The sequence below is a fragment of the Streptomyces shenzhenensis genome, assembly GCF_003688995.1.
In the GTDB taxonomy this organism is placed as follows: Bacteria; Actinomycetota; Actinomycetes; order Streptomycetales; family Streptomycetaceae; genus Streptomyces; species Streptomyces shenzhenensis_A.
Map to the genome: position 1 here is coordinate 276,413 of NZ_PENI01000007.1, position 20,171 is coordinate 296,583.

The window sequence follows — 20,171 nt, forward strand, 5'->3', positions numbered from 1 at the left end:
TCGTTGTAAATCCTGGGCGAGAGCAGCCCCGGTGCCGGGCCGGGGAGCGGGACGGCCGTTACGCGTCGCGTTCGTAGGCCGCCGGGCGGGTCTGGGCCGCCCGCAGCAGGGCGGTGTCGACCTTCTCGGAGCGGTCGAAGCGGTAGACGCCGTTGCGTTCCTGGAAGACGTCGGTGAGCTGGGTGTAGCAGTAGCCGAACATGTCCGGGTCGTCGAGCAGGACGGCCGTGAGGCCGCCGAAGCGGGCGACGAACTCCTCCTGGGTGCGCGGCCGTTCGCCGTAGCCCCAGGACGTGTCGCGCTCGTTGCCCGCCGCCGCGACGGCCTCGGGGTCCCACCAGATGCCGCCGAACTCGCTGCAGAAGTAGGGCTGTCCGCCGTACGGCAGCGACCAGGTCCGCCCCTCGGGGCCGGTGTTGACGTACGGGCTGTCCTGCGCGAGGCCGGACATCAGCTTGGCGAAGACGGCCGGGTCCTGCTCGTAGCAGTGCGAGTCGTAGACGTCGCTCTCCGGGACCCGGTGGGCGTATCCGGAGGCGTCGAGCACCGGGCGGGTGGCGTCCGCCTGCTTGGTGGCGAGGAACATGCCGCGGGTGACGTCGTCGAGCCGGGTGATGCGGTCGTGCAGCGGCTGGTACGTCTCGTTCAGCGGGCACCAGCCGACGATCGAGGGGTGTGAGTAGTCCCGTTCCAGCGCCTCCAGCCACTGGGTGATGTAGGAGGCGTCGGGGTGCTGGTTGTCGTCGCGGACGCCGACCTCGCAGCCCCAGTCGCCGAACTCGCCCCACACCAGGTAGCCGAGCCGGTCGGCGTGGTAGAGGTAGCGCTCCTCGAAGACCTTCTGGTGCAGCCGGGCGCCGTTGAAGCCGGCGTGCAGGCCGAGTTCGATGTCGCGGACCAGGTCCCGGTCGGTGGGGGCGGTCATCAGGCCGTCCGGGTAGTAGCCCTGGTCGAGCACCAGGCGCTGGAAGACGGGCTCGCCGTTGAGCAGCAGCTGCTTGCCGCGGGCGGAGACCGAGCGCAGGCCCGCGTAGGAGCGTGCGGTGTCGACGATCCCGCCGTCGGCGTCGAGGAGTTGGAGGGTCAGGTCGTACAGGTGCGGGTCCGCCGGGGACCAGGCGCGGCGCCGGCCGTCCGGGACGGGCAGCACCAGACGGGGCGCGAGATCGAGGTCGGCGCGGCTCTCCGCCACGGCCACCTCGCCGGCCTCGTCCCGGAGCGTGGCGCGCACCCGGTGGCCGGGGAGGTTCGCGGTGAGCGGCAGCTCCAGGAAGAAGGAGCCGGAGGCCAGGTCGGGGGTGATGCGGGGGCGCCGCAGGGCGGCCGCGCGCGGGACCGGCTCCAGCCACACCGTCTGCCAGATGCCGGTGGTACGGGTGTAGTGGCAGTGGGTGTTGGCGTACCAGGTGGCCTGCTTGCCGCGGGCCTGGGGGCCGTGGCGGCTATCCCGGGCGCGTACGACGATCGTCACCCGCTCGCCGGCCGCGGCGACCTTGTCGAGGTCGGCGGTGAAGGGCGTGAAGCCGCCGCGGTGGCGGGCGACCTCGACGCCGTTCGCCCACACCGTGGTGTCGTGGTCCACCGCGCCGAAGTGCAGCAGCACCCGGGCGTCCGCCCAGTCCGCGGGGACGGTGACCGTGCGCCGGTACCAGACGGCCTCCAGGAAGTCCGTCTCGCCGACACCGGACAGCGTCGACTCCGGGCAGAACGGGACGACGATGCGGCCGGTCAGCTCGCGCTCGCGCAGACCGCGCTCGAGACCCGTGTCGGACCGGTCGATCTCGAACTCCCACTCGCCGTTGAGGTTGAGCCAGGCCTCGCGGACGAACTGCGGCCTGGGGTGTTCCGGGCGGGGCGGATCCGAGGGGTGCGGGACGGACATGGTGCTCCTTGTCTCGGGAGTGCCGGTCGGTGCGGCCACATGGCATCATGAGATTTACATCGATGTAAATACGTCGGCGGACAGCGGACCGGCCCGAAACCGATTCGTGATGGTCGGTACGATCACGGCCGACGGAAGGACGGACAGGTGGCGGCCAGACCGAGGATCAAGGACGTGGCGGAGTACGCGGGCGTCTCCCCCAAGACCGTCTCCAACGTGATCAACAACTTCGAGCATGTGTCGGAGCGGACCCGCACCGCCGTCCAGGAGGCCATCGACGCCCTCGGTTACCGGGTCAACATCGCCGGCCGCCAGCTGCGGCAGGGGCGCACCGGCGTGATCACACTGGCGGTGCCGGAGCTGGACGTGGCGTACTTCGCCGAGCTGGCGAAACACGTCATGGCCGAGGCCGGACGGCAGGGGCGCACCGTCCTCATCCACCAGACCGGGGCCGTCCGGGAGGGCGAACTGGCCGCCCTGCACGGCTTTGACGCCCAGTTCTGCGACGGCGTCCTGCTGAGCCCGCTCTCCCTGCTGCCCCGCGACCTCGCCACCCGCGACCGGCGCATGCCGGTCGTGCTGCTCGGCGAGCGCTCCGCCGGGGCCGGCACCGACCATGTCGGCATCGACAACGTCCGGGCCGCGCGGGAGGCCACCGAGCATCTGCTGGCCCGGGGGCGGCGGCGGATCGCCGTCGTCGGCGGGGCGGTGCTCGGCCGTCAGGGCACCGACCGGCTGCGCACGGACGGCTACCGCGAGGCCGTCGAGGCGGCCGGACTGCCGTTCAGCACGGACCTCGTGGTGCCGGTGGACGCCTACCACTGGCGGGACGGCGCCCGGGCGACGGCGCGCCTGCTGGAGCGGGAGCCCGCCGCGGACGCGCTGCTCTGCCTCAACGACCATCTCGCGCTCGGCGCCCTGCGCGCGCTGCACGAGCACGGGCGGTCCGTGCCGGGCGACTTCGACGTGGTGGGCTTCGACGACATCGAGGCGTCCCGCTTCAGCGTGCCCACGCTGACCACGGTCGCCCCCGACAAGCAGGAGATCGCCCGCGCGGCCGTGTCGCTGCTGCTGCGACGCATCGACGAACCGGACGCGGACGCTCCGCGGGATCATGTGGCCGGGCATCGGCTCGTGATCCGGGAGAGCACGGGCGGCTGACAACACCCTCGGCCGTTCCGGCGGGGCGACACGACGGGCTGGACGCCACGGAGACCACCACGGCACACGGCAACAGCTTTCCCGCGGTCACCGAGCCGACCAGGCCGCAGCCCATGAGGAGCTCTCACGCCGGCGGCACACCGACGATCGCCGCCGCCCTGACCGTCGCTACAGGCCCACCAGCGCACCGACCGAGTGACGCGCAGGGACGTTCCCGGGACCGGCCCAGGCGGTGGGCTCGCCATACGCCGTTACGTCAGAGGCGTATCGGCTCCAGGTTCCTCCGGCCGCGGTGACCAGCCGGGTGCCTTGACGATGACGGGAGTTGGCGGCTGGAGGGCGAGTGCAGCGTCCAGAGCGCGGCGCGGGGAGCAGGTGCGGAAGCCGGAGGAGGCACAGCGCAGGGCAAACCGTAAAGAGTTCTTCGCGAAGGAGTCTTCGCGAAGAACTCTTTGCGGTCTAACGTGTGCGGCATGACCGATGCGTTGAAAAGGCCGGATGGCCCGAGGGTTGAAGAAGACTCGATCGTGCTGGATGCCAAGGGGCTGCGTGCCCTGGCGCATCCGGTGCGCGTGCAGTTGGTCGGGCTGCTGCGGAAGTACGGTCCGTCGACGGCCACCCGCCTCGCGGAGCGGCTGGGCGTGAACTCCGGTACGGCCAGCTACCACCTCCGGCAACTCGGCGCGGCCGGTTTCGTCGAGGAGGACACCGAGCGCGGCAACGCACGGGAGCGCTGGTGGCGTTCGGTGCACCGGACGACCTGGTTCAACGACCCGGAGCTGGCCGAGCGGGAGCCCGAGGCCGCACTGGCCTACCTGCAGTCCGTCGCCGCCATCTACACCCTGCGCACGCAGCAGACTCTGAACGCGCTTCAGACAATGCCCCGCAAGTGGCGGGACGCCTTCGACATGAGTGACTGGGCCCTGCGGCTCACACCCGAGGAAACCGCCGCCCTGTACGGGGAGTTGAAGGAAGTCATCATGCGCTACCGGCGAGATGTGCCGGAGACGGCGGCAAGTGCCCCGAAGGGAGCCGAACGGGTCGCCGTGATCACGCATCTTCTGCCCGAACTGGACGCGCCTGCCGTGTCGTCGCCCCCTTCCGGTCCTCAGGACGCGGAAGGAAGTCGGACGTCGTGACCGACGGCTCCTCGGCGGCCGGCGGCATACCCGGCAAGAGATCCTTACGGCCGCTGGGCGGGGTGCTGGCGGCCATGGCCGTGTCGCTCACCGGTACGCGGATCTCCGTCGTGGCGCTGCCCTGGTTCGTCCTCGTCACGACCGGCAGCGCCACCCGCACCGGACTGGTCGCCTTCTGCGAGATGACTCCCTACGTGCTGGTCAAGGCGTTCACCGGACCGCTGGTGGACCGGATCGGCCCGCGGGCCGTCTCCTGGACCACCGATCTGGCCAGCGCGACCGCCGCCGCCGCGGTTCCCCTGCTCCACGCCCTGCACCTGCTCTCCTTTCCCCCGCTGCTGGCCCTGGTCGCGCTGATCGGCGCGGCCCGCGGACCCGGCGACCTGACCAAGGAGGTGATGGTCCTGGAGGCTGCCGAGCGCGGCCGGATGCCGCTGGAACGAGCCACCGGTCTGGCCGGTGTGACCGAGCGGCTCGCCTCCACCGTCGGGCTGGCGGTCGGCGGATCCCTGGTGGCGCTGGTCGGTCCCCTGACGGGACTTGCCGTCAACGCGGGCTGCTTCGCTCTCGGATCGGTGATCATCGGGCTGGCGCTGCCTCGCGGCATGGGGCACGCAACCGTGGAAGCCTCGTCACAGGCCGACGAGACGGGACCGGGCTACTGGCGACGATTCGGCGAGGGCTTCACGTTCCTTCGTGGCGAGCCGCTGCTGCTCACCGTCATCGTCACGGTGGGGATCATCAACCTGCTGGACGCGGCCATCACCGCAGTGCTCATCCCCGTCTGGGCCAGGGAGTCCGGCAACGGGCCGACCGCGATCGGCCTGATGGGCAGTGTGATGGGAGCCGCGGCGGTTGCCGGGAGCCTGATCGCCGCAGCGGCCGCGCACAGGCTGCGGCGCAGGATGGTGGTTCTCACCGGACTCCTGTTGGCCGGGGCGCCGAGATTCCTGGTCCTCGCCTTCGATGCCCCGCTGGGGGCGGTACTGGCCGTCTTCGCCGTCAGCGGGTTCGGGGCCGGCTTCGTCAACCCGGTGCTGGGGGCGGTTCTCTTCGAACGGGTGCCGCGCCGGATGCTCGGCCGGGTCAACGCGCTCGGTGACTCGCTGGCCTGGGCCGGGATCCCGCTCGGGGGTCTGCTCGCCGGGGCGGCGGTGGCCGCTGTCGGACTCGCGCCGGTGCTGCTCGTCTGCGGGGCCGCGTACTTCCTCACCACGAACCTGGCGGGACTGCGGCCGGAGTGGCGCGAGATGGACCGTACCGGTGGGCGGAGCGGCCGGAAGCCGCATCCCGCGGAAGACGCTTCACAGGACAGTGCGAACGTGGCGAGATGACGCCCACGGGCGGGAGGAGAACCGCGGACCGGTCGGCGTGCGGATGGCCGTGGGCGCCCGGGGGCTCCGGGCGCCCTGTTGTGTTCTGTTCGACGGGTTCAGCCGGTGAGCACGCGCAGTCCCTCCGGTGCCCCGGTGCGTACCGTGCCGTCCGCGGCCAGCGTGATGTCGAGTCCTTCTCCGCCGACCTCCAGCCCGGTGACCGTCAACGGACCGAAGGAGCGGGCGAATCCGGGCGCCACGGTGATCGTGCCGCCCGGCACGTCCGCGTCAAGGCCCAGCGCGGCGCGCAGCACATGCACCGATGACGCCGCCGCCCAGGCCTGCGGGCGGCAGGACGCGGGATAGGGGGCGGGCCGTGCGCCGGCCTGGTCGCCGTGGCCGGCGAAGAGTTCGGGCAGGCGGGCGTCGAAGGCCGTCGACGCGGTCAGCAGGCCCGCCGCAAGGGGCGCAGCCGCCTCCGCGAAACCGGCCCTGACCAGGCCGTGTACGGCGATCGCCGTGTCGTGCGGCCAGATGGATCCGATGTGGTAGCCGTACGCGTTGAAGCCCGTCGCGGCGCTGCTGAGGGTGCGCAGACCGTGCCCGGAGTCGAGGTCGGGGCGGGTCAGCCGGGCGGCCAGCAGCGCGCTCTCCTCCTGGTTCAGCAGGCCCGTGCCGAGGAGGTGCCCGAATCCGGAGGTGACCGCGTCGACGGGCCTGCCGTCGCGGTCCAGCGCGAGCGCCGGGTACGGGCCGTCGGCGTCCTCGACCCAGAAGCGCTCGCGGAAGCGCGTGGCGAGGCGCTCGGCCCATTCCTCCCACGCGTCCGCGCCGGGCCGGCCGAACGCCCGGAGCAGGGCCGCGCCGCCGCGCGCGGCCTCGTACGCGTACGCCTGGACCTCGCACAGCGCGATGGGCGCCGAGGCGAGGCGGCCGTCCTGGTGCCGGACGGCGTCGCCGGAGTCCTTCCAGCCCTGGTTGGCGAGGCCGCGGCCGGTCAGGTCGACGTACTTCAGGAAGCCGTCGCCGCCGGCGTCGCCGTGGTCACGCATCCAGGCGAGCGCCGACTCGGTGTGCGGCAGGAGCCGTTCGACCTGCTCCGGGGGCAGCCCCCAGCGCCAGGCGTCGTGCAGCAGGGTGATCCACAGCGGGGTCGCGTCCACCGTGCCGTAGTAGACCGGCGGCAGCGCGAAGGTGTCCGCGAACTCCTGGGTGCCGCGCCGCACTTCGTGCAGGATCTTGCCCGGCTGCTCCTCGGTGGCCGGATCGACGACGGCGCCCTGGCGGCGGGCGAGGGTGCGCAGGGTGCCGGCGGCGAGTTCGGTGCCGAGCGGGAGCAGCATCCGGGCGGCCCACAGGGAGTCGCGCCCGAAGAGGGTGAGGAACCAGGGGGCGCCGGCGGCGAGGAACTGGTCCACGCGGCCGTCCGGCACCGCGCGGTCCTCGTCCGAGCGCGGGTCGGTCAGGCGCAGCCGGTCCAGGTCGGCCACCGACTGCCGCAGCCACTGGTCGAAGCGGTGGTCCGCGGAGCGCAGCGCGGGGATGCGCCACGGCAGGGGACCGGCCGGGGGTGCGGGGAACTGGTCGCCGTCCGTGTGGGCGGCCGTGCAGTGGAGCGTCGCCGTCCAGCCGGCGCCGGGGTCGAGTTCGATGTCGTAGGCGAGGCGGCCGGCCTCGGCATCGAGCCGGTCGGCGGCCGGCTCGGCGGCCAGGCGCACACTGACGGCGTCGCGGGACCAGGCCAGCGCGGCGCCGTCCGCGGCCCGCGCCGGGACGAGGGCCGACCGGTCGCCCGACTTGACCCGTTCCATGGGGGCCAGATCGGTTCCGGCGGTGATGGTGAGCCGGCAGGCCACGTGGCGCCGGCCGGCGTTGACGACCGTGAACTCCTCCGTCAGCCGGCCGGCTGTGACGGTGCGCCGCCGGTGCAGTTCCACGGCCGGGTCGGCGGTGCTCTCGCCGAGCCCGCGCAGGATCGCCCGGAAACCGGCCCGGTCGGCGCCGCCGAGGCCGCCCGTGACCGGCGCGAGCGGAACGCCGTCGACCGCGACGGTCAGCCGGGACAGGGCCCTGACGTCGCCGTGGAAGAAGCCGTCGACGCCGTGCTCGATCTGCCCGTCGGGACGGGAGAGCGCGAAGCTCGGCGCGCAGAGGGTGACGACCGCGTCGTGCAGGAACGGCTGCAGTCCCTGGGGGGTGTCCGCGGCCGCCGATTCCGGGTCGCCGGTGTCCTGGGGCTTGACAGTGGTGTCCAAAAGAGAAGAACCTCTCAGCGTTAGATCGTTCCAAAGACATTAATCTCCTCGTCAGAGCGATGACAATGCTTTTGGAACGCTCAAATCGATCCACCAGGGCTCTACACGGCCCTTTTTCGTCGGAGACCCGCATGCCCCGCATCCCGCGTTCCCCGGCCTCCCAGGGCCCGGTCACCCTCGCCATGGTCGCCCGCCGGGCCGGTGTCTCCCCGCAGACGGTGTCCAACGCGCTCAACTCGCCGGATCTGCTGCGCCCCGAGACCCTGGAGCGGGTGCGGGAGGCCGTCGACGAGATGGGATACCGGCCGAGCCGTGCCGCGCAGACGCTGCGCACCCGCTCCAGCAAGCTGATCGGCTACGGCATCCAGCCCTCGCAGCCCGGCACCGCGGCCCCGATCATGGACCGGTTCCTGCACGCCCTGTCCCAGGCCGCGGACGAGGCCGGATACCGGATCCTGCTGTTCGCGAGCCCGCCCGGCGAGCCCGCGCTGGAGGGGTACGAGGAACTGCTCGGACAGCACGAGGTCGACGGATTCGTGCTCAGCGGGACCGCGCGCCACGATCCCCGCCAGGCCTGGCTCGCCAAACGGGGCGTGCCGTTCGTCGGCTTCGGCCGGATGTGGTCGGGGCGGCCGGTCGGCGACTGGGTCGACGTGGACGGCGCCTCGGGCACGGACGCCGCCGTGGAGCACCTGGTCGCCCTCGGACACCGCCGGATCGCCTTCCTCGGCTGGCCGCGCGGCTCCGACGTCGGTGACGACCGGGCCGCGGGCTGGCAGCGCGCCATGCGCCGGCACGGACTGCCCACGCGGGCGCGGCGCGCCCAGAGCGTGGACGACATCGAGGCCGCGCACGCCGCGGTCGAACCGCTCCTCGACGCGGGCGCGACCGCCGTGGTCGCGGCCAGCGACACGCTGGCGATGGGCTGCTACCAGGCGCTGCGCGAGCGCGGCGCCGCGCCGGGCCGGGACATCGCCGTGGTCGGCTTCGACGACTCCCCGGCCGCCGCGCTGCTCTCGCCCGCGCTGTCCTCGATCGAGCAGCCGCTGGAGGCGGTCGGCCGGGAGTGCCTGCGGCTGCTCCTGGCCCGGATGTCCGACTCCGGCGCGCCCCCCGAACGGGTGTTGCTGGCGCCGTCGCTGGTCGTACGCGACAGCGTGCCCGGCACGGCTCCCGGACCCGACGGACCGGCCGCCGGCTAGCCTCGCCCGACTCGCGCGCCAGGACAGCGCGCACCGGCCCGCACGGGCCCCGAACTTCTCCCTCTCTCCTCCCCCACCCCGGGTCGCGGTCCGCCGCATCGCCCGGGCGGAGCCGCACGTCCCACCCTGAGTACACGGAGGAAGCAATGACCACCCGCACGGCCGCCGCGGCCCTCGCCACCTGCGCGGCCCTCATGGCCGCCACCGGCTGTTCGTCGAGTTTCGGCGACGGCAAGGAGACCGAGCAGGACAGCGGCGCCAAGCAGCACCTGACGGTGCTCATCGCCACGTCGGGCGACGCCGAGACCAAGGCCGTCAAGGACGCGGCCGCCGCGTACCAGAAGGAGTCCGGCAACACGGTGACCGTGGAGGTCGCCAAGGACATGAACCAGCAGCTGGCGCAGGCCTTCGCCGGGCACAAGCCGCCGGACGTCTTCTACGTCAACTCCGACCAGTTCGCCAACTACGCCAAGGCGGGCTCGCTGTACCCGTACGGCGACGGGATCAAGGACGCGGACGACTTCTCGGCCCAGCTGCGCTCCTCCTTCACCTACGACGGACGGCTGGTGTGCCTGCCGAAGGACACCTCCACGCTGGGGCTCGCTGTCAACACCGAGCTGTGGCGGCAGGCCGGGCTGACCGACCAGGACTACCCGGCCACCTGGGCCGAGCTGAAGCAGGTCGCGGGCAAGCTCACCGGTGACGGGGTGACCGGTCTGGTCACCACCAACGAGTACCAGCGGCTCGGCGTCTTCATGAAGGAGGCGGGCGGCTGGGTCACCGACGCACGGCAGACGAAGATGACCGCCGCCGGCGCACAGAACGCGGAGGGTCTCGCCTTCGCGCAGTCGCTGCTGAAGTCGGGCTCCATGAAGTACGCCAAGGACGTCGACACCAGCTGGGGCGGCGAGGCGCTCGGCAAGGGCAGGGCCGCGATGACGATCGAGGGCAACTGGCTGGCCGGAGCCATGAAGGCCGACTACCCGGACGTCGGCTACAAGGTCGTCGAGCTGCCCGCGGGTCCGTCAGGCAAGGGCACGCTCGCCTTCAGCAACTGCTGGGGCGTGGCCGCCGAGAGCGCGCACCGGGCGGCCGCCGTGGATCTGGTGAAGTACCTCAGCTCCGGTGAGCAGCAGCTGAAGTTCGCGGACGCGTTCGGTGTCATGCCCTCCCGCACCAGCTCGCTGGCCACGTACGCGCAGCAGGTGCCGGCGGCCAAGGCATGGGTGGACGGCGCCGCGTACGCACAGGGCCCGGTGACCATCGCCGGGTTCGACAAGGTGCTCGGCCAGTTCAACACCGATCTGCAGGCGCTGCGCACCGCCGACCCGAAGAAGATCCTCGCCGACCTCCAGAGCAACGGCGAGCAGGCGATGGCGAAGGGCGACTGAGCCGTCATGTCCCCCCGCACCACCCGCGCCGCGGACCAGTCCCGCGGCGACGGTTCCTCCGACTCCGGACGGCCGCGTGCAGCGGCACGTTCCCGGTCGACCGGTTCGCCGGGCGCACCTGACGCGCCCGGCGGGGCCGGTCCCACCGCGGCGCCCCGCGCCATCCACGCCCCGCGCGCGGGGCGCCGCCGCGGTGAGGGCCCATGGGGCTGGCTGTTCGTCAGCCCCATGGTGCTCGTCCTCGGCCTGTTCCTGCTGCTGCCGATCCTGATGGCGCTGTGGGTGAGCCTGCTGCACTGGGACGGGCAGTCCAATCCGTTCAGCGGCCAGGCGAAGTTCGCGGGCCTCGACAACTACCGGGCGCTGCTGACCGAGGACGGTCTCGACCGCACCCTCTTCGCGACCTCGCTGCGCAACAACGCCTACTACGTGCTGCTGACCGTGCCGTTGCAGACGGGCCTGGCCCTGGTGCTGGCGCTCATCGTCAACCAGCGGCTGCTGCGTGCCCGCGGCGCGCTGCGCACCGCGTTCTTCTTCCCGTCGGTCACCAGCTCGATCGCGGTGTCCACCGTCTTCCTGTTCCTCTTCCAGGGCAGCGGGGCCGTGAACTCGCTGCTGTCCTGGATCGGGGTGAAGGGCCCCAACTGGTTCGCCGACCCGCGCGGGGTGCTGTCGCTGCTGCTCGGCGCCCTGGGCATCGTGGATCCCGACCGTCCCTCGGGCGCGCTGGCCGACCACTCCTTCCTCGGTCTGTCCTGGTTCCAGTGGCTGTCCGGGCCGTCCGTCGCGATGTGCACGATCATCGTGCTCGCCGTGTGGACGACCTCCGGCACCTTCATGCTGATCTTCCTCGCGGCGCTCCAGGACATTCCGCGGGAGCTGGAGGAGTCGGCCGCCCTGGAGGGCGTCAACCGCTACCAGATGCTGCGCCACATCACGCTGCCCGCGCTGCGGCCGGTGCTGTTCCTGGTGCTCACCCTGGGTCTCATCTCCACCTGGCAGGTCTTCGACCAGGTGTATGTGATGGGTCAGGGCGCTCCCGGCAACACGACGCTGACCCCGGCGTTCCTGTCGTACTCGGCCGCGTTCGACGACGCCGACTTCGGGCAGGGCGCGGCCATCGCGTTCATCATGCTCGCCCTGATCCTGTGCCTGACCGCGTTGCAGCGCTGGGCGTTCAGGGACCGCGACGCCCGCCCCGGGAGGAACCGATGACGTCGACGACACGGGCCGTCCGCGGACAGCACCAGCCGGTGCTCGGCCGGTATCCGCTGCCGCTGCGGATCACGGGCTATGTCCTGGTGGCCGGGCTCGGGCTGCTGTACATCCTGCCGTTCTTCCTGCAGTTGGTGACCGGGTTCAAGACCGACCCCGACGCCGCGTCGCACCCGCTGTCGCTGGTGCCGGTCACCCCGACGACCGCCGCGTACCAGCGGCTGCTGGGGCTGAGCGAGGCCGGCGACGGGGTGCCGTTCCTGCGCTGGCTGGGCAACTCGGCGGTGGTCGCCTTCCTGGTCACCGCCGGGCGGGTGCTGTTCGACTCGATGGCCGGGTACGCGCTGGCCCGGCTGCGGTTCCCCGGGCGGGGCCTGCTGTTCGCGTGCGTGCTCGCGTTGATGGCGGTGCCCGGGGTGGCCCTGCTGATCCCGAAGTTCCTGGTCCTGAACACGTTCGGGCTGTTCGACACGTACACCGGCATGATCCTGCCGCTGATGGTGGACGCGGCGGGCGTCTTCATCATGAAGCAGTTCTTCGAGTCGGTTCCCCGGGAGGTGGAGGAGGCGGCCCGGGTGGACGGCGCGGGTGTCTTCCGCACCTTCTGGTCCGTGGTGCTGCCGATGGCCAGGCCCGCCCTGCTGACCCTGACCATCCTGTCGTTCCAGAGTTCGTGGAACGAGTTCACGCACTTCCTGGTGGCCACGCAGTCCGCCCAGTACGAGACGCTCACGACGGGGCTCGCCCGGTTCGTCTCGGGCGGTCTCGGCGGTGGCACCCAGTATCCGCTGAAACTCGCCGCGGCCCTGCTGTCGACCCTTCCGGTGGCGGCGCTCTTCTTCTGCTTCCAGCGGTACTTCGTGCAGGGCGCCAACGCGGGCGCGGTCAAGGAGTGACACCGAGGCGGGCTGTGCGAACACTATGAACAGAAACGATCAGGCCATGGCCGGGCGGCACGCCCGTTCCTAGCATCGCTGCGCGCCGTGCACGGGCGCGTCGGCGAGACCGAGGAGCGGATCGTGATCAAGCACAACTCAGCACAGCGGGCCGGCGGAAGACTGCGGCGGCGGCTGCGCGGGACCGTGGCCGCCGCCGCGGCGGGACTGGCCGGCGTGGCGGGCACCGGGGCGGCGCCCGCCACGCCGGCGCCCGCCGCGGCCGCCCCCTGCCCGGCCGCACTCGCCGGAAAGGCGACCTGTTACACCGGCCAGGACGACAACGGCGCCCCCTACGCGATCGCCGTCCCCGAGCACTGGAACGGCTCGCTCGTCGTGCACGCCCACGGCGGCCCCGACCTGGGCGACGCCCCCGATCCCGGGCGCAGCCTCGACGACCTGGAACGCTGGTCGGTCATGGTCGACCAGGGCTACGCCTGGGCCGGTTCGTCCTACCGCCGCGGGGGCTACGGCACACGGATGGCCGCCGCCGACACCGAGAGCGTGCGCCGGCTGTTCGTCTCCGCGTTCGGCACGCCGCGCCGGACGTATCTGCACGGCCAGTCCTGGGGCGGGAACGTCGCCGCGAAGACCGCCGAGACCTACGGCCGCGCCAAGGGCGCCTACGACGGGGTGCTGCTCACCAACGGCGTGCTGGCCGGCGGCTCGCGCGGCTACGACTACCGCGTCGACCTGCGGGTGGTCTACCAGTACTACTGCCACAACCACCCCCGGCCCGCCGAACCGCAGTATCCGCTGTGGCAGGGGCTGCGCGCGGATTCCACCATGACGGCCGCCGGACTGCGCGCCCGCCTCCAGGAGTGCACGGGCCATGCGTCCGCCCCGCAGGAGCGGACCGCGGCGCAGCAGCGCAACCTCGATGACATCCTGGGCGTCACGAAGATCCCGGAGCGCACCCTCGAATCCCATCTGCGCTTCGCCACGTTCACCTTCCGCGACATCGTCCACGACCGCCTCGGCGACCGCAATCCGTTCGGCAACCGGGGTGTGCGGTACTCCGGTTCGCACGACGACAAGGCCCTCAACGCGGGCGTCGAGCGCTTCTCCCCCGATCCCACCGCGGTGCGGGACCTCTCCTACGACAGTGATCTGACGGGCCGGGTCGGCCTCCCCGTCCTCACCCTGCACGCGATCGACGACCCGACGGCGTTCGTGGAGCACGAGTCCGCCTACCGGGCCACCCTGGCGGGCGCCGACCGGGCCGGGAATCTGGTGCAGACGTTCACCGACGAGCACGAGCACAGTGGGCTCAGCGTCGCGGAGTACGCCAACTCGCTGGCCGCGCTGGACACATGGGTGCGCACCGGGCGCAAGCCGACGGCGCGCTCGATCGCGGCGGCCTGCCCGGCCTTCGACCGTGTGTACGGCACGGGCTGCTTCTACGACGCCGGCTTCCGGCCCGCGCCGTACGCCGCGCGGGTCGCCGCCCGGCCGGGCGGCCGGGACTGGCCGGCCATGACGGCGACGCAGGAGCGGGCCTGGAGCCGCGTCACCGGCGTCGGCATCGCACCGTAGCGACGGCCGCGGCCCGCCCGGGGCGGTTCTGACATGCCGTTGACCGGAGCAATGAGCGGTGCGCCGTGGGCGGGCGCACCAGGCTGGTCCTCCTGTCGCCATCCATCGCCAGGAGTCGAGTGTGTCCAGGCCGCTTGAGCCGCGGGCGGGCAACGACAGCCGGACCCGGCCGCCGGCGCCGCCGGCCTGGCTGCGCTGGCTCCCGGTCGGGTACGTCGCCCTCGTCCTGGTGCTGGAACCGCTGACCCCCGTGGAGTGGCCGGTGAGCTTCGCGCTCATCGCGCTGCCGCTGGTGGCGGCCTTCGCGCACGGCCCGGCGCTGGTCGCGGGCGTCACCGTGTTCGCCGTCCTCTTCGAGTGGACCCTGGCCGGCACCCCGTGCTGCTCGGGGCGGCGCGTCGGCTACCAGTGGGACCGGCACTATCTGGCCGCCTACGTCTGCACGGCCCTGGTGGGTTTCCTCGGCACGATCCTGGCCCACCACAGGATCCGGCGGGAACGCACGCTCGCCGATGTGCGGTTCGTGGCGGACATCGCCCAGCACGTCCTGCTCAGACCGGTTCCGCACCGGGTCGGCGACCTCCGCCTCGAGAGCTTCTACCTCTCCGCCTCCGCCGAGGCGCGCATCGGCGGCGATCTGTACGAGGCGGTGCCCACCAGGCACGGCGTGCGCCTGCTCATCGGTGACGTGCGGGGCAAGGGGCTGCTCGCGGTGGAGACCGCGGCGACCCTGCTCGGCTCGTTCCGCGAGGCGGCGCACGACGAGCCCGACCTGCCCGCGCTGGCTGCCCGGGTGGAGACCAGCGTGGCGCGCCGGTCCGATCAGCTCTCCCCGAGCGAGGCGGGCGAACGGTTCGTCACGGCCGTGATCGCGGAGATCCGCGCCGACGAGCACGCGGTGCGCGTGGTCAACCGCGGGCATCCGCCACCGCTGCTCATCCGGCCCGGCGAGGTGCGCGAGCTGGACCGGGGACGGTCCGCTCCGCCGCTGAACCTGGGCATGCTCGTCGGCGAGCCGTACCCCGTGGACGTCTACCCCTTCGTGCCGGGCGACCAGTTGTTGCTGTACACGGACGGCGTCACGGAGACCCGCGACCCGGCCGGCACCTTCTATCCGCTCCTGGAGCGGCTGCGTTGCTGGGGGCCGCTGCCGCCCCGGGAGCTGTTGGACCGGCTCCACCACGATCTGCTGGAGTACAGCCACAACCAGCTGCATGACGACACCGCCGCCCTCGCGGTCGTGCTCCTCCCGCACCAGGGGGCGGCCGATACGCGCTCCCGCCCGGGGACATAGCGTGCTGCCATGCGCGTCGACCTCTCACCCGAGTCCCTCGGTCCTGGCCAGTTCTACCGGCTGCTCACCGCCGTCGTCGTACCCCGGCCCATCGCCTGGGTCTCGACCCTCACCGCGGACGGTGCGACGGCGAATCTGGCCCCTCACTCGTTCTTCACCGTGGCCTGCACCGATCCGCCCGTCGTCCAGTTCACCTCGGTGGGCCGCAAGGACACGCTGCGGAACGTCGAGGCGACGCGCGAGTTCGTGGTCAACTTCGCGCCCGAGCCGCTCTTCGAGCAGATCAACGCGACCGCGACGGACTTCCCCCGGGAGGAGGGCGAGTTCGACGCCGTGGGCGTCGCGCGGGAGCCGTCGCTGCGGGTACGGCCGCCCCGGGTGGCCGCCTCCCCGGTGGCGCTGGAGTGCACGCTGCACGCGACGCTGGGACTGGGCGGCTCCACGCTGGTGCTGGGCCGGGTCGTGCACGCCGCCGTCAGCGAGGACGTCCTCGTGGACGGTCACCCGGACATCGGGCGGCTGCGTCCGCTGGCCCGGCTCGGCCGCGACGAGTGGGGCACCGTCGGCGAGGTCCGCGACCTGGCCCGGATCCGCTACCGCGACTGGCCCCGCCGCCCCCACTGACCCGTCCCGCGCACCCCCTGCGGCGGCGGGACGTGCCCGTGGGCTCAGCACAGCACCGCGAGGTCGCCGGGCCGCACCCGGGCCGTGACGGGCAGGGTGGCCTCGACCTCCCCGTCCGCACCGTAGGGAACGGGCCGGTCGGCCTCGATGCGGATCTCCCGGCCGCGCAGCACCCGCACCTCGGGCCGGTTGACGTGGGCGCCGGTCGACAGCTCGTTCATGAGGGCGAAGAACAGCCGGCGCGGGGCCTCGCGGATCATCACGATGTCGAGCAGTCCGTCGTCCACCCGGGCGTCGGGGGCGATGGCCCGGCCGGAGCCGTAGTAGGCGGAGTTGGCGGCCACCACGGTGTAGCCGCGGTGGGTGTGCTCCCGCCCGTCCACCGTGACGCGGTAGGCCGCCGGGCGCCAGGTGGTCACCGCGCGCAGCCCGCCGGCGTAGTAGGACGCGGCGCCGCGGAGCAGCCGCGCGTGGTTGGCGTGCCGGTTGGCGAGCGCGTCGACGCCCGCGTACACGCTGCCCAGCACCACGGTGCCCCGGTGCACGGCCGACTCCACCTCGATGGTGTCGACGGGCCGCGGGGCGTTGTGCAGCAGGATCCGGGTCAGGGCCGCGGGGTCGGCGGGAAGGCCGAGGGCGCGGGCGAAGTCGTTGCCGCGTCCCGCGGGCACCAGTCCGAGCACGCTGCCGGTTCCGCCGAGGGCGCCGCCGACGCACCCGGCGATGCCGTCGCCGCCCACCGCGAGCACCACCCGGCCGCGCTCGCCGGCCCGGCGGGCGAGGTCCCGGGCGTGCGCCAGGCTGCGGCTGTACTCGGTCTCCAGTTCGGCCCCGGCCTCCCGCAACAGCCGGCCCACCCGCGGCAGCACCGCCGCTCCCGTGGAGCCGCCCGCGGTGGGGTTGACGACGGCCGTGAACTGTCGCATCGGTGAGCCTCCGGACGGTGACGGGTGGTGCGGGACGGCTGGTCCGCGGACCAGTCGACGGGCAGCAGGATCCCAGGGTTCATCAGCTCTCGTGGACGTGCGAGATGTGGCACATCACCAGCGGTGGCGTACCCGCCGCGGCTCGGGGAGTCCGGTCAGGGGCTCCGTCTCGTCGGACAGTCGCGGCACCGTGGGCCGTGGCCCGTCCTGGGCGAGCCGGCGCAGGCCGGGGGCGGCCGCCGGGGGCGCTCGGCGAGGCGGGCCTGTTGGAGCGGCGCGCCCGGATCGGGCTCGTGCCCGAGGGCCGGGGTCAGGAGTGGGGCAGGCCGCTGGTGGTGCGGCGCCAGCCGGAGCGGGTGGCGCCGAAGCCGGTCTCGTGGTCCCAGACGTGGGCGCACGAGGGGCACTGCAGATGCAGCAGGCTGCCGCTGTTGGAGAGCAGATAACGCCAGTGCTCGGCGCAGGTGCGCCGCTCGGCACAGGTCGCGCAGCCGTTGCTGTCGGCACAGCGGGGGCAGGGCACCCAGGCCCGTCGGCCGATGTCGGCCTGCGGATCAAGCGGCAGCACGGCCACCCCCGCGCGGCGGCAGCACACCGGCCGCAACCAGGTCGTCGTGGATGCGCTGCTGCTCCGCGTCGAGACCGGAGTAGAGCAGGTCGTACGCCGCCTCCTCGCCGCGCAGCACCTCGACGGGATCCCAGTCCGGGCCGATGGCCTCCAGGACGTGGGCCCGCCGGTGCACCTCGTGCGCGCTGAGGTCGACGGCGAAGTCGACCGGAGCGGAGCCGTCCGGCCGCCCGGCGGCGGGATCGCCGGGCCCGTCGGGAGGTGTGGGGTCATAGGCGGACATGTGGCCGAACTTAGGTTTGCCTTCCCCGCCACGGCAAGAGCAGGTGGGCGACGTCACATGACCGACGGCGCGCGCCGAGCGGTCATCGCCCGAATAATAGTTCCGCTTTCAACTTTTATAAGGTGATGATAGGACGGGCACGGGACGATCACCCGCGGAACGGCATGGGACGAAGGAGCACACGTGGCAGAGACGGCAGCGGCGACGGACACCGGACGACGGGTCTATGTCGACAAGCAGAGCCCCGGCGCGTACCGCGCGCTGACCGCCACGGCCGAGGCGGTACGGGACGTCGCGGCCGAGGCGGGCCTCGACCGCGCCCTGGTCGAACTGCTCAACGTCCGGGTGTCCCAGCTCAACGCCTGCGCCTACTGCCTCAGCCTGCACACCCGGGCCGCGCTGCGGGCCGGCGAGACGGCCCAGCGCCTGGGCGTCTTGCCCGCCTGGCGCGACACGGAGCTGTTCACCCCGCGGGAGCGGGCGGCGCTCGCCCTGGCCGAGGCCACCACGCACCCTGCGGACGCCGACGCCCAGACCACCGCCTACGCACAGGCCCGGGCCGTGCTGTCGGACGACGAGCTGTCCGCGGTGATCTGGGTGGCGATCACCATGAACGCCTTCAACCGGGTGTCGGTCATGAGCAAGCACCCGGTGCGTGGCGCGGCCCCGCTCGGTACGGCGTGACCGTCGCCGCCCCCGTCGCCCGGGGCGGCGACGGGGGCGGTCGGGCCGGTCAGCCGCCGAGTGCCGTGAGGACCACCGTCCTGGCCTCCTCCTGGACCTGCCGGAGGTGGTCAGGACCGCGGAAGGACTCGGCGTAGATCTTGTAGACGTCCTCGGTGCCCGAGGGACGGGCCGCGAACCAGGCCTGCTCGGTGGCCACCTTGATGCCGCCGATGGCGGCGCCGTTGCCCGGGGCCTCGGTGAGGACGGCGGTCACGGGGTCGCCGGCCAGTGTCTCGGCGGTCACCTGTGCCGGGGAGAGCCTCGCGAGGAGCGCCTTCTCCTCCCGGGAGGCGGGCGCGTCGATGCGGGCGTACGCGGGTTCGCCGAACCGGTCGGCCAGCCGGGCGTAGTGCTCGGAGGGCGTCCGGCCGGTGACGGCCGTGATCTCGGAGGCGAGGAGGGCCAGGATGATGCCGTCCTTGTCCGTCGTCCACACCGAGCCGTCCCGGCGCAGGAAGGAGGCGCCCGCCGACTCCTCGCCGCCGAAGCCGAGCGTCCCGTCCAGGAGGCCGTCCACGAACCACTTGAACCCGACCGGAACCTCGACCAGCCGGCGGCCGAGGTCGGCGGCGACCCGGTCGATCATCGAGGACGACACCAGCGTCTTGCCGATCCCGGTGTCCGCGGGCCACTGGGCGCGGTGGCCGTAGAGGTAGGAGATGGCGACGGCGAGGTAGTGGTTGGGGTTCATCAGCCCCGCGTCCGGCGTGACGATGCCGTGCCGGTCGGCGTCGGCATCGTTGCCGGTGGCGATGGCGAAGCGGTCCCGCTGCTCGATGAGCGAGGCCATGGCGTACGGCGACGAGCAGTCCATCCGGATCCGGCCGTCCCAGTCCAGCGTCATGAACCGCCAGGTGGGGTCGGTGTGCGGGTTGACCACCGTCAGGTCGAGGCCGTGCTCCTCGGCGATCCGGCCCCAGTAGGCGACGGACGCCCCGCCCAGCGGGTCGGCGCCGATGCGCACACCGGCCGCCCGGATCGCGTCGAGGTCCAGCACGCTCGGCAGGTCGGCGACGTAACGGCCCAGGAAGTCGTACCGGCCGGTGGTGGCCGCGGCGAGCGCCCGGGCGTAGGGGATCCGCCGTACGTCCTTGAGGCCGCCGGTGATGATCTCGTTGGCGCGGTCCTGGATCCAGGAGGTCGCGTCCGAGGCCGCGGGGCCGCCGCTCGGCGGGTTGTACTTGAAGCCGCCGTCGGCGGGCGGGTTGTGCGACGGCGTGACCACCACCCCGTCCCCGAGGCCCGAGCCGTGGTCCCGGTTGTGCGCGAGGATCGCGTGCGAGACGGCGGGCGTGGGGGTGTAGCCGTCCGCGCTGTCGATCAGCACCGTCACACCGTTGGCGGCGAACACCTCCAGCGCGGTGACCCTCGCGGGCTCCGACAGCGCGTGGGTGTCGGCACCGAGGAACAGGGGGCCGGACACGCCCTGGCCGGCCCGGTACTCGCAGATCGCCTGGCTGGTGGCGGCGATGTGGTCGTCGTTGAACGCGCTCGCCAGGGACGAGCCGCGGTGCCCCGAGGTGCCGAACGCCACCCGCTGGGCCGGCTCGGCCGGGTCGGGGTGCAGCGCGTAGTACGCCGTGACCAGCCGGGCCACGTCGACCAGGTCCTCGGGCCGGGCCGGCGTGCCCGCTCGTTCGTGCGGCATGGGTGCGGTCCTCCGCGTCGTCGGTCCATCACTCGGCGTCCCATCTTTCCCCGTCGCGGCCCCGCCCCGC

General features: G+C 72.8%; 17 protein-coding genes. 11 read left to right on the forward strand and 6 right to left on the reverse strand.

Annotated features, from left to right (window positions below; genetic code table 11):
- Positions 1-58: 58 nt before the first annotated feature.
- On the reverse strand, positions 59-1,882 hold the full coding sequence (locus tag CTZ28_RS14745; RefSeq protein WP_121889803.1) for a glycoside hydrolase family 2 protein: 1,824 nt from the start codon (positions 1,880-1,882) through the stop codon (positions 59-61).
- A 147-nt stretch (positions 1,883-2,029) separates the two neighbouring features.
- On the opposite strand from CTZ28_RS14745, the gene CTZ28_RS14750 reads away from it, so the two are divergent.
- The 3 genes from CTZ28_RS14750 (at position 2,030) to CTZ28_RS14760 (ending at position 5,516) form a co-directional block, all read left to right on the forward strand.
- Complete coding sequence (locus CTZ28_RS14750; protein WP_121889804.1) at positions 2,030-3,043, forward strand: LacI family DNA-binding transcriptional regulator; 1,014 nt, start codon at positions 2,030-2,032, stop codon at positions 3,041-3,043.
- A gap of 473 nt (positions 3,044-3,516) precedes the next feature.
- Positions 3,517-4,182: an ArsR/SmtB family transcription factor gene (locus tag CTZ28_RS14755; protein WP_121889805.1), complete on the forward strand. Its 666-nt coding sequence runs from the start codon at positions 3,517-3,519 to the stop codon at positions 4,180-4,182.
- A complete protein-coding gene (locus CTZ28_RS14760; protein ID WP_259471621.1) occupies positions 4,179-5,516 on the forward strand; it encodes an MFS transporter in 1,338 nt (445 codons plus the stop codon). The genes CTZ28_RS14755 and CTZ28_RS14760 overlap by 4 nt, the downstream gene beginning before the upstream one ends.
- A 98-nt stretch (positions 5,517-5,614) precedes the next feature.
- Here CTZ28_RS14760 and CTZ28_RS14765 read toward each other — a convergent pair whose 3' ends face one another.
- Positions 5,615-7,753, reverse strand: a complete 2,139-nt coding sequence (locus CTZ28_RS14765) for an amylo-alpha-1,6-glucosidase (protein ID WP_121889806.1) — start codon at positions 7,751-7,753, stop codon at positions 5,615-5,617.
- Between the two features lie 131 nt (positions 7,754-7,884).
- Between CTZ28_RS14765 and CTZ28_RS14770 the strand changes: the two genes are divergently transcribed.
- The 7 genes from CTZ28_RS14770 to CTZ28_RS14800 all read left to right on the forward strand — a co-directional run bounded on the left by CTZ28_RS14770 (position 7,885) and on the right by CTZ28_RS14800 (position 15,950).
- On the forward strand, positions 7,885-8,955 hold the full coding sequence (locus CTZ28_RS14770) for a LacI family DNA-binding transcriptional regulator (RefSeq protein ID WP_121889807.1): 1,071 nt from the start codon (positions 7,885-7,887) through the stop codon (positions 8,953-8,955).
- A 146-nt stretch (positions 8,956-9,101) separates the two neighbouring features.
- Complete coding sequence (locus CTZ28_RS14775) at positions 9,102-10,346, forward strand: sugar ABC transporter substrate-binding protein (RefSeq protein WP_121889808.1); 1,245 nt, start codon at positions 9,102-9,104, stop codon at positions 10,344-10,346.
- 228 nt (positions 10,347-10,574) lie between these two features.
- Positions 10,575-11,561 carry a carbohydrate ABC transporter permease gene (locus tag CTZ28_RS14780; protein WP_121889875.1) on the forward strand — a complete coding sequence of 329 codons (987 nt, stop codon included), beginning with the start codon at positions 10,575-10,577 and terminating at the stop codon, positions 11,559-11,561.
- On the forward strand, positions 11,558-12,457 hold the full coding sequence (locus CTZ28_RS14785; RefSeq protein ID WP_121889809.1) for a carbohydrate ABC transporter permease: 900 nt from the start codon (positions 11,558-11,560) through the stop codon (positions 12,455-12,457). Before CTZ28_RS14780 ends, CTZ28_RS14785 begins: the two co-directional genes overlap by 4 nt.
- Positions 12,458-12,580: 123 nt before the next feature.
- Positions 12,581-14,032 carry a hypothetical protein gene (locus CTZ28_RS14790; protein WP_183154401.1) on the forward strand — a complete coding sequence of 484 codons (1,452 nt, stop codon included), beginning with the start codon at positions 12,581-12,583 and terminating at the stop codon, positions 14,030-14,032.
- 121 nt (positions 14,033-14,153) lie between these two features.
- Positions 14,154-15,326, forward strand: a complete 1,173-nt coding sequence (locus CTZ28_RS14795) for a PP2C family protein-serine/threonine phosphatase (protein ID WP_259471623.1) — start codon at positions 14,154-14,156, stop codon at positions 15,324-15,326.
- 9 nt (positions 15,327-15,335) lie between these two features.
- Positions 15,336-15,950 carry a flavin reductase family protein gene (locus tag CTZ28_RS14800; RefSeq protein ID WP_121889810.1) on the forward strand — a complete coding sequence of 205 codons (615 nt, stop codon included), beginning with the start codon at positions 15,336-15,338 and terminating at the stop codon, positions 15,948-15,950.
- A 44-nt stretch (positions 15,951-15,994) separates the two neighbouring features.
- On the opposite strand, the gene CTZ28_RS14805 is transcribed toward CTZ28_RS14800, so the two are convergent.
- The 3 genes from CTZ28_RS14805 to CTZ28_RS14815 form a co-directional block, all read right to left on the reverse strand.
- Positions 15,995-16,876, reverse strand: a complete 882-nt coding sequence (locus CTZ28_RS14805) for a diacylglycerol/lipid kinase family protein (RefSeq protein ID WP_121889811.1) — start codon at positions 16,874-16,876, stop codon at positions 15,995-15,997.
- A gap of 310 nt (positions 16,877-17,186) precedes the next feature.
- Entirely contained in the window at positions 17,187-17,444 is a 258-nt protein-coding gene (locus CTZ28_RS14810; protein ID WP_121889878.1) for a hypothetical protein, read from the reverse strand.
- Positions 17,431-17,727 carry a DUF6400 family protein gene (locus CTZ28_RS14815; protein ID WP_121889812.1) on the reverse strand — a complete coding sequence of 99 codons (297 nt, stop codon included), beginning with the start codon at positions 17,725-17,727 and terminating at the stop codon, positions 17,431-17,433. Before CTZ28_RS14815 ends, CTZ28_RS14810 begins: the two co-directional genes overlap by 14 nt.
- Positions 17,728-17,910: 183 nt before the next feature.
- Here CTZ28_RS14815 and CTZ28_RS14820 point away from each other — a divergent pair, with 183 nt between their 5' ends.
- The gene (locus CTZ28_RS14820; RefSeq protein WP_121889813.1) at positions 17,911-18,411 is read left to right on the forward strand and encodes a carboxymuconolactone decarboxylase family protein; all 501 of its coding nucleotides are present in this window, start codon (positions 17,911-17,913) and stop codon (positions 18,409-18,411) included.
- A gap of 49 nt (positions 18,412-18,460) precedes the next feature.
- Here the strand turns inward: CTZ28_RS14820 and pgm are convergent, their stop codons facing one another.
- Positions 18,461-20,101, reverse strand: coding sequence for a phosphoglucomutase (alpha-D-glucose-1,6-bisphosphate-dependent) (pgm, locus tag CTZ28_RS14825; RefSeq protein ID WP_121889814.1), 1,641 nt, complete (start codon positions 20,099-20,101; stop codon positions 18,461-18,463).
- Between the last annotated feature and the right edge of the window lie 70 nt (positions 20,102-20,171).

Excerpts from the sequence above, each read along its gene's own strand:
- CTZ28_RS14755 (WP_121889805.1), top strand. The coding sequence starts at position 3,517 with ATGACCGATGCGTTGAAAAGGCCGGATGGCCCGAGGGTTGAAGAAGAC.
- CTZ28_RS14775 (WP_121889808.1), top strand. The coding sequence starts at position 9,102 with ATGACCACCCGCACGGCCGCCGCGGCCCTCGCCACCTGCGCGGCCCTC.
- CTZ28_RS14785 (WP_121889809.1), top strand. The coding sequence starts at position 11,558 with ATGACGTCGACGACACGGGCCGTCCGCGGACAGCACCAGCCGGTGCTC.
- CTZ28_RS14805 (WP_121889811.1), bottom strand. The coding sequence starts at position 16,876 with ATGCGACAGTTCACGGCCGTCGTCAACCCCACCGCGGGCGGCTCCACG.
- CTZ28_RS14745 (WP_121889803.1), bottom strand. The coding sequence starts at position 1,882 with ATGTCCGTCCCGCACCCCTCGGATCCGCCCCGCCCGGAACACCCCAGG.
- CTZ28_RS14815 (WP_121889812.1), bottom strand. The coding sequence starts at position 17,727 with ATGTCCGCCTATGACCCCACACCTCCCGACGGGCCCGGCGATCCCGCC.
- CTZ28_RS14800 (WP_121889810.1), top strand. The coding sequence starts at position 15,336 with ATGCGCGTCGACCTCTCACCCGAGTCCCTCGGTCCTGGCCAGTTCTAC.
- CTZ28_RS14780 (WP_121889875.1), top strand. The coding sequence starts at position 10,575 with ATGGTGCTCGTCCTCGGCCTGTTCCTGCTGCTGCCGATCCTGATGGCG.
- CTZ28_RS14770 (WP_121889807.1), top strand. The coding sequence starts at position 7,885 with ATGCCCCGCATCCCGCGTTCCCCGGCCTCCCAGGGCCCGGTCACCCTC.
- pgm (WP_121889814.1), bottom strand. The coding sequence starts at position 20,101 with ATGCCGCACGAACGAGCGGGCACGCCGGCCCGGCCCGAGGACCTGGTC.